7 protein-coding genes and 1 pseudogene are annotated in these 7504 nt (G+C 69.9%); 5 read left to right on the forward strand and 3 right to left on the reverse strand.

What is annotated here, in order from left to right; genetic code table 11:
* The 3 genes from B2J89_RS01275 to B2J89_RS01285 all read left to right on the forward strand — a co-directional run.
* On the forward strand, positions 1-1354 hold a 1354-nt coding region (locus tag B2J89_RS01275; protein WP_169167420.1), incomplete at its 5' end, for a glycosyltransferase family 39 protein.
* A gap of 1 nt (position 1355) precedes the next feature.
* Positions 1356-2174 carry a ChbG/HpnK family deacetylase gene (locus B2J89_RS01280; protein ID WP_169167421.1) on the forward strand — a complete coding sequence of 273 codons (819 nt, stop codon included), beginning with the start codon at positions 1356-1358 and terminating at the stop codon, positions 2172-2174.
* Between the two features lie 16 nt (positions 2175-2190).
* Positions 2191-3765, forward strand: a complete 1575-nt coding sequence (locus B2J89_RS01285) for a glycosyltransferase family 39 protein (RefSeq protein WP_240964680.1) — start codon at positions 2191-2193, stop codon at positions 3763-3765.
* Here the strand turns inward: B2J89_RS01285 and B2J89_RS01290 are convergent.
* The 3 genes from B2J89_RS01290 to B2J89_RS01300 form a co-directional block, all read right to left on the reverse strand.
* Positions 3682-4056, reverse strand: coding sequence for a GtrA family protein (locus B2J89_RS01290; protein ID WP_169167422.1), 375 nt, complete (start codon positions 4054-4056; stop codon positions 3682-3684). The genes B2J89_RS01285 and B2J89_RS01290 overlap by 84 nt on opposite strands.
* A complete protein-coding gene (locus B2J89_RS01295; protein WP_240964681.1) occupies positions 4053-5054 on the reverse strand; it encodes a glycosyltransferase family 2 protein in 1002 nt (333 codons plus the stop codon). Before B2J89_RS01295 ends, B2J89_RS01290 begins: the two co-directional genes overlap by 4 nt.
* Before the next feature lie 117 nt (positions 5055-5171).
* Entirely contained in the window at positions 5172-5453 is a 282-nt protein-coding gene (locus B2J89_RS01300; protein WP_169167424.1) for a PsiF family protein, read from the reverse strand.
* A 125-nt stretch (positions 5454-5578) separates the two neighbouring features.
* Between B2J89_RS01300 and argS the strand changes: the two genes are divergently transcribed.
* Together argS and B2J89_RS22605 are read left to right on the forward strand one after the other, a co-directional pair.
* A complete protein-coding gene (gene argS, locus B2J89_RS01305) occupies positions 5579-7276 on the forward strand; it encodes an arginine--tRNA ligase (protein WP_169167425.1) in 1698 nt (565 codons plus the stop codon).
* Positions 7277-7289: 13 nt separating this feature from the next.
* Positions 7290-7504 (forward strand): annotated as a pseudogene (locus B2J89_RS22605) (sporulation protein); the annotation flags it as partial.

Below are 7504 nucleotides of genomic sequence, written 5' to 3' on the forward strand. Positions count from 1 at the left end.
CTGGATGCGCTCACTGCAATGGGGCTACTACAAGCACCCGCCGCTGCCCACCTGGATGCTGTGGGCCTTTGTGCAGCTGACCGGGTGGTCCGCCTGGTCGAGCTACCTGCTGGGCGCGCTGTGCACGCTGGCCTCGCTGGCCCTCTACGCGGCGCTGCTGCGCGAGGTGTACGGCCGGCACTGCGCCGTGGTGGGGCTGCTGGCGGCGCTGTGCATCACTTTCTACAACGGCCGGCTGTACTACTACAACCACAACACGGCGCTCACGCTGTGGGTCGCGGCGAGTGCCTGGCTGTGGTGGCGCATCCTCACGCGGCCGCAGCTGCGCTGGTGGCTGGCGCTGGGCGTGGTGGCCGCAGCGGGCATGCTCAGCAAGTACCAGTACGCGGTCACGGCGCTGTGCGGGCTGTGGCTGTTCGCGCGCCACGGCCTGTGGCGCGACCCGCTGCAGCGCCGCGGCCTGGTGCTGGCGGTCGCGGTCGCGCTGGCGCTGGTCCTGCCCCATGCGCTATGGCTGCTGCAGCAGGAGCGCGGCCCCATCGCCTATGCGATGCAGTCGTCGCTGGGCGCCCAGCTGGGCCCCGTCGAGCGCCTGACCGCATCGACGAAATGGCTGGCGGACTGGCTGTTCAACCGCTGCCTGCCGGCCCTCTTGCTGCTGGCTGCGGTGTGGTGGGCGCAGCGCCGCTTGGCGGCGCCCGGTGCGCGCCTGCCGCCAAGCGCTGGTCCGCAGCATGCTGCGCAAACAGCGGAGCGTGGTGCCTCGGTCCTGCTGTGCTGGGGCCTGCTGCCGCCCTTGTTCATGGCGGCCATGGGTGTGCTCGGCGGCGTGGACCTGCAGCTGCAATGGGGCACGGCCTTTGCGATGTGGACGGTGCCGGCCCTCATGGCCTGGCTGCGCCTGCGCGAGGAACCCCTCAGCGCACGTCGCGTGTTGGCGCTGGCGGGCGTGTTCTTTGTGTTGTTGCAGGCCCTGCTGGTGTGGCAGTCGTATGAATCCTCCGCGTTCGGGCGCCACCGGCCGCGCGCGCCGCATTGGCGGGAATTTGCGTCCGAGGAGCTGGCACTGGCCGTGGCCGGCCCGGCGCGGCAGGCGCTGGGCGGCCCGATTCCGATCATCCGCGGGCCCGCCACGGTCAGCGGGGCGGTGGCGCTGTGGCTGCCCGAGCAGCCCCGCGTGCTGATCGACGGCAACCTGGCCGTGAGTCCCTGGATTGCACCGGGCGAGCCCGAGCGCCTGGGGGTGCTGAACCTGTGGCCGCCGGGCACCGGCCCCGAGGATGCCCACCGGGTGCGTGGCGGCTGGGGCTGGTCGGTGCAAGTCGCCGCGGGCGCGGCGAAGGCGCCGCTCTGAGATGGCGCGCGCCCTGGTTCTGTGCGCCGACGACTTCGCCCTGAGCGCGGGCGTGTCGCGCGCGATCGCCGCGTTGGCCGCCCAGGGGCGCCTGAGCGCGACCAGCGCCATGGTGCTGTCGCCGCGCTGGCGCGAGGATGTGGCCCGGCTGCAGCCGCTGCGCGGCCAGCTGGATGTGGGGCTGCACCTGGACTGGACCAGCGCGTTCGCCGTGGCGGCGGGGCATGGCCAGCCGCTGCCGGCGCTAATGGTGCGCGCCGCCCTCAGGGCCTTGCGCGCCGATGCCGTGCGCCCCGTGGTCGAGCGCCAACTCGACGCGTTCGAAGCGCACTGGAAGGCGCCGCCCGACCACATCGACGGCCACCAGCATGTGCAACAGTTCCGCGGCATCCGCGAGGCGCTGGTCGAGGCCGTGCAGCGGCGCTACCCGCAGCATCCGCCCTGGCTGCGCGTGTCGCTGGCGCCGCCGGGCCAGCGCGACCTCAAGGCGCGCACCATTGCGGCCTGGGGCGCGCAGGCCCTGGTGCGCCAAGCCAACCGCGCGGGGCTGCCGCATGCGGAGGTGCTGTCGGGTATTTACGATTTTTCGGGCGACACCGCGGCGTATGCGCAGCACATGCAGCGCTGGCTGCGCACAGCGCCCGCGGGCACGGTGCTGATGTGCCACCCCGCCGAACGCGCCGACGCGGACGACGCCATCGGGGCGGCGCGCGCGCGCGAAGGCGCCTACCTGGCCAGCGCTGCGTTCGCGCAGGCGCTGGCCGCTGCGGATGTGCGCCTGGCGCGCGGCCACGATCTCTTCCCTGCGGCGCCCGCGTGACCGGGCCCCGCTGCACATGCGCCTGACCGAATCCCGAAAATCCTGGCTGATGATGGGCGCGCTGTGGGCGCTGCTGCTGGTCCTCGCGGGCTTGCGCCCGCTGGCCCTGCCCGACGAGGGGCGCTATGCCGAAATCGGCCGCTGGATGCTGGTCTCGGGCGACTGGCTGACGCCGCGGCTCGACGGCATTCCCTTCTTCCACAAGCCGCCGCTGCTGCACTGGCTGCAGGCGCTCGCCATGGCCGTCTTCGGCGCCGGGGTCTGGGCGGCGCGCCTGGCGCCGGCCCTGCACGCGGGGCTGATGATGGTGACCGTGTACCTGGCGGCGCTGCAGGTGGCCCCGCCCGCGGTGGCGCGGCGCGCGGCGCTGATGCTGGGCACCAGCCTGTCGTTTCTGGCGGCCGGGCAGTACGTGAACCACGACATGCTGGTCGCCGCGTGGATAGGCGTTGCCATCTGGAGCTTCGCGCTGGCCTTCCTGCACGGCCCGCGCCCCCATGCCGCGCTGGCGCGCCTGGGTTTTGTGGCCTGCGCGCTGGGCGTGCTCTCCAAGGGGCTGATCGGCCTGGCCTTGCCGGGGCTGGTGCTGCTGGTCTGGCTGCTCTGGACGCGCCAGTTGCCCAAGGCGCTGCGCCTGCCCTGGGCCAGCGGACTGGCGCTGTTCGCCGTGATTGCCCTGCCGTGGTTCGTGCTGGCCCAGCGGCAGTACCCGGACTTTGTCGGCTACCTGTTTGGCGTGCAGCAGTTCGGCCGCTACACCGGCACGGCGTTCAACAACCCCCGGCCCTGGTGGTTCTACCTGCCGGCGCTGGCCGGCCTGTTCTTTCCCTGGGTGATTTTTGCATTGAATCAGGTCAAAGCGCCCGTCCAGTCTGCGCAAGCAGCTACTGATTCAATAGCGCGGCCGGTCTGGCTGCTGTGCTGGATCTGGATGGTCGCCATCGTCGGCTTCTTCTCGGTGCCGAACTCCAAGATCGTCGGCTACGTGCTGCCGGTGATGCCGCCCCTGGCCTTGCTGGCCGCGCTGGGCTGGCAGCGCTGGCTCGGCGGCCACCGCTGGGAGCGCGCCCTGTGGGGCGCGCTGTGCCTGCTGACCGTGGCCGTGGCCGTGGCGGTCCATGGGCTGGCGGGCCGATATGCGGCGCGCCATGGCACGCAGGACATCGCGCGCACGCTGGCCTGCCAGGCGCGCCCATCCGACACGGTGTATGCGCTCGGCGAATACCCGTACGACCTGCCGTTCTACACCCAGTCCGTGCAGCCCATGGTGGTGGTGCAGGACTGGACGGCGTTGCGCCGCTCGGCGGGCGACAACTGGCGCCGAGAACTGTTCGAAGGGGCCGACTTTGACCCCGCTGCCGGCCGCGTACTGCAAACGCCCGAGGTGCTCGCATCGGCTGCGCAGCAGCCGGGGCGCTGGCTGGTGGCGCCGAACGCGCTGCCCGCGGCGCAGATTCCCGCCGGCTGGGTGGCGGTGCAGCGCGGTGCGGGCTGGAGCCTGTGGCGCTCAGCGCCGGAAGGCCCAGAACCGGCTGAGCACAAAGGTCTGGCCGGCTGCGAGCCCCATGGCGGTGACCAGCGCCAGCCATGACGGCCAGCCCGCCACGCGCAGCAGCAGCACGAACGCGAGTTCATTGACGGCAAAGCCGGCCAGCGCCGTGGCGCCAAAGCGTGCGAGGCTCTGCGCCAGCGTGGTGCCGGCACCATGGAAGCTCAGCCGCCGGTGGCCCGCAAAGCTGACCAAAAAGGCCACGCCAAAGCCCAGCGCGTTGGCCGCCTCGGGCCACAGCCAGCGCTGCGCCAGCGCGAACACCGCCATGTGGGTGAGCGCCGCGGTGCCGCCGACGGCCAGAAACCACAAGCCTGTGCGCGCCGCGCTCATGCGCCGGGGCGGTCTGCGCCGTCCTGCGCCAAGCCTGCGCCGCTGCGCTCGCTCACCAGGTAGGACGGGCGGCGCTTGACCTCTTCGTAGATGCGGCCCACGTACTCGGCGAGCACGCCGATCGACAGCAACTGGATGCCGCTCAAAAACATCATGCCTGCCGCCAGCGTGGCATAGCCCGGCACCTCGATGCCGAGCCAGAAGTACTCGAGCACCACCCACAGGCCGTAGGCCAATGAAGCCATGGACAGCAGCAGGCCCAGCAGCGACAGCGCACGCAGCGGGGTTGAAGAGAACGCCACCATGCCGGTCAGCGCCAGCGAAAACGCGCCGCGCAGCCCGAAGCTGCTGTGGCCCTGGGTGCGCGGCAGGGGCAGGTAATCCAGCGCCGTGCTCTGAAAGCCGACCCAGGCGTACAGGCCCTTCATGAAGCGGTTGCGCTCGGGCAGCGCTTTCAGGGCGTCGACCACCTTGCGGTCCATCCAGCGGAAGTCGCCCGCGTCGGCCGGAATGGCGACCCGGCTGCCCCAGTTGACGAGGCGGTAGAACAGGTGCGCCAGACGCGCGTGCAGCGGCGACTGGTCGTCGCGCGTGCGCCGCACGGCATACACGACGTCGCTGCCTTGCTGCCATTTTTCCAGCATCTGCGGCAGCAGGGCGGCCGGGTGCTGGCCGTCGGCGTCCATCAGCACGACGACCTCGCCGCGCGCGGCGTCGAGTCCAGCGGTCAGCGCCGCTTCCTTGCCGAAATTGCGCGACAGCTCGATCAGCACCACGCCCGGGTGCGCCGCGCACAGCGCGCGCGCCACGGCGGCCGTGTCGTCGCGGCTGCCGTCGTCGACCACCAGCACCTCCACCTGGGGCGACAGCGCGTGCAGCGATGCCAGCACCTGCGGTACCACCTGGGCCAGGTTCTGGCCCTCGTTGTAGGCCGGCAGCACGCAGGAAATGGAGGGGATCCGGGTGGCGCGGGGCGCCGGGACGCCAGCGTGGGGCATGTCAGGGGCCGTAGGGTTCGCAGGGGGCGGTGGTAGGGGCGTCATATCGTAGGCGGATGCATTGCGGCAAAAAAAAACCGCCTGGCGGGACAGGCGGGTGGCGCGCGGTGTGCCGCGTCACTTCTTGAGGCATTGGGCCATGAACGCCTTGCGTTCATCGCCCTTCATGCCTTTGGCGTCGGTGTTGCAGGTCTTCATCTTGTCCTGCTGCGTGGCGGGTTTGTGGCTCAGGCAGTTTTTCATGAAGGCTTTGCGCTCGTCTCCCTTCATGCCCTTGGCGTCAGTGTTGCAGCTGGCCATCTTGGATTGCTGCGCCGAGGGTGTGGCGTTGTCGGCGGCATGTGCCGCACCCAGGGACAGGGCCAGGCCCAGCGCGGTCAGGGAAAGAAGCTGTTTCATGGAGTCTCCTTTAAGGGGGATGGGTGAGGGGCCACCCCGGCGGAATTTCACCACACAACGGCAGCGCCCACAATGCGATTGACGCGCAGCGCAGCTGGCATTTCCCGGCCCCGTAAAATCGGGCCATGCTCTCTGTCAAACAAGACCTGCTGGTCGCGCTCGCGGCCACGCTGGACACCCTTTCCTCTGGCACGGCCGCCCGTGCCGCGTTCGAGTCCCCTAAAGTAGCCGCCCATGGCGACTTCGCCTGCACGGCCGCCATGCAGTTGGCCAAGCCGCTCAAGCTCAACCCGCGCCAGCTGGCCGAGACGCTGCGCAGCGCGCTGCTTGCAACGCCCGCCTTCCAGCGCTGGGTCTCGGACATCGAGATTGCCGGCCCTGGCTTCATCAACATCCGTCTCCGGCCCGCCGCCAAGCAGGAAGTGGTGCGCGAGGTGTTGGCGGCCGGCGCGCGCTTCGGTTTCGCGCCCGAGCGGGGTGAGAAGGTGCTGGTCGAGTTCGTCTCGGCCAACCCCACCGGCCCGCTGCACGTCGGCCACGGCCGCCAGGCGGCGCTGGGCGATGCGCTGTGCCACCTGTTCGCCACGCAGGGCTGGAGCGTGCACCGCGAGTTCTATTACAACGACGCCGGCGTGCAGATCCAGACGCTGACGCACAGCACGCAGCTGCGCGCCAAGGGCTTCCAGCCCGGCGACAGCTGCTGGCCCACCGATCCCGAGAACCCGGCGAGCAAGGCCTTCTACAACGGCGACTACATTCAGGACATCGCCAACGACTTTTTGGCGAAGAAGACCGTCAAGGCCGACGACCGCGAATTCACCGCGAGCGGCGACGTCGACGATGTGGAGTCCATCCGCCAGTTCGCCGTGGCCTACCTGCGCAACGAGCAGGACAAGGACCTGCAGGCGTTCAATCTGAAGTTCGACGAGTACTACCTGGAGTCGAGCCTCTACACCAGCGGCCGCGTCGAGGCCACGGTTCAGCGTCTCATCGCCAACGGCCACACCTATGAACAGGACGGCGCGCTGTGGCTCAGGAGCACCGACTACGGGGACGACAAGGACCGCGTCATGCGCAAGCAGGACGGCAGCTACACCTACTTCGTGCCCGACGTGGCCTACCACATCGCCAAGTGGGAGCGCGGCTTCACCAAGGTCGTCAACATCCAGGGCACGGACCACCACGGCACCATCGCCCGCGTGCGCGCCGGCCTGCAGGCGGCAGATGTTGGCATCCCACAGGGCTACCCCGACTACGTGCTGCACACGATGGTGCGCGTGGTCAAGGGCGGCGAAGAGGTCAAGATCAGCAAGCGCGCGGGCTCGTACGTCACGCTGCGCGACCTGATCGAATGGACCAGCAAGGACGCGGTGCGTTTCTTCCTGCTCAGCCGCAAGCCCGACACCGAATACACCTTCGATGTCGATCTGGCCGTGGCGCAGAACAACGACAACCCGGTGTACTACGTGCAGTACGCGCACGCGCGCATCTGCTCGGTGCTCACGGCCTGGGGCGGCGACGTGACCGGCCTCAAGAACGCCGACCTCTCGGCGCTCGAGGGGCCGCAGGCCCAGGCGCTGATGCTGCAGCTGGCCAAGTACCCCGAGATGCTCACGGCGGCCACCGAGGGCGAGGCACCGCACGACGTGACGTTCTACCTGCGCGACCTGGCCGCCAGCTACCACAGCTACTACGACGCCGAGCGCATCCTGGTCGACGACGAAGCCGTCAAGCGCGCGCGCCTGGCGCTGGTCGCCGCCACCGCGCAGGTGCTGCACAATGGCTTGGCGGTGCTGGGCGTGTCTGCCCCGCGCAGAATGTGACGGAATCGGACCTATGAAAAAGCAGCAGCAGGGCGGGACCATCGTGGGCTTCATCTTCGGCCTGGTCGTCGGGCTGGGGGCGGCGCTGGCCGTGGCCGTCTATGTGACCAAGGTGCCGGTGCCCTTTCTGAACAAGGGCGCCTCGCGCAGCCTCGACCAGGACGCGGCCGAAGCGCAAAAGAACAAGAACTGGGACCCCAATTCACCGCTCTATGGCAAGAACCCGGC

The sequence above is a fragment of the Acidovorax sp. SRB_24 genome, from assembly GCF_012931925.1.

Coding starts and splice junctions, on each gene's coding strand:
- argS (WP_169167425.1), top strand. CDS start 5,579: ATGCTCTCTGTCAAACAAGACCTGCTGGTCGCGCTCGCGGCCACGCTG.
- B2J89_RS01280 (WP_169167421.1), top strand. CDS start 1,356: ATGGCGCGCGCCCTGGTTCTGTGCGCCGACGACTTCGCCCTGAGCGCG.
- B2J89_RS01295 (WP_240964681.1), bottom strand. CDS start 5,054: ATGCCCCACGCTGGCGTCCCGGCGCCCCGCGCCACCCGGATCCCCTCC.
- B2J89_RS01290 (WP_169167422.1), bottom strand. CDS start 4,056: ATGAGCGCGGCGCGCACAGGCTTGTGGTTTCTGGCCGTCGGCGGCACC.
- B2J89_RS01285 (WP_240964680.1), top strand. CDS start 2,191: ATGCGCCTGACCGAATCCCGAAAATCCTGGCTGATGATGGGCGCGCTG.
- B2J89_RS01300 (WP_169167424.1), bottom strand. CDS start 5,453: ATGAAACAGCTTCTTTCCCTGACCGCGCTGGGCCTGGCCCTGTCCCTG.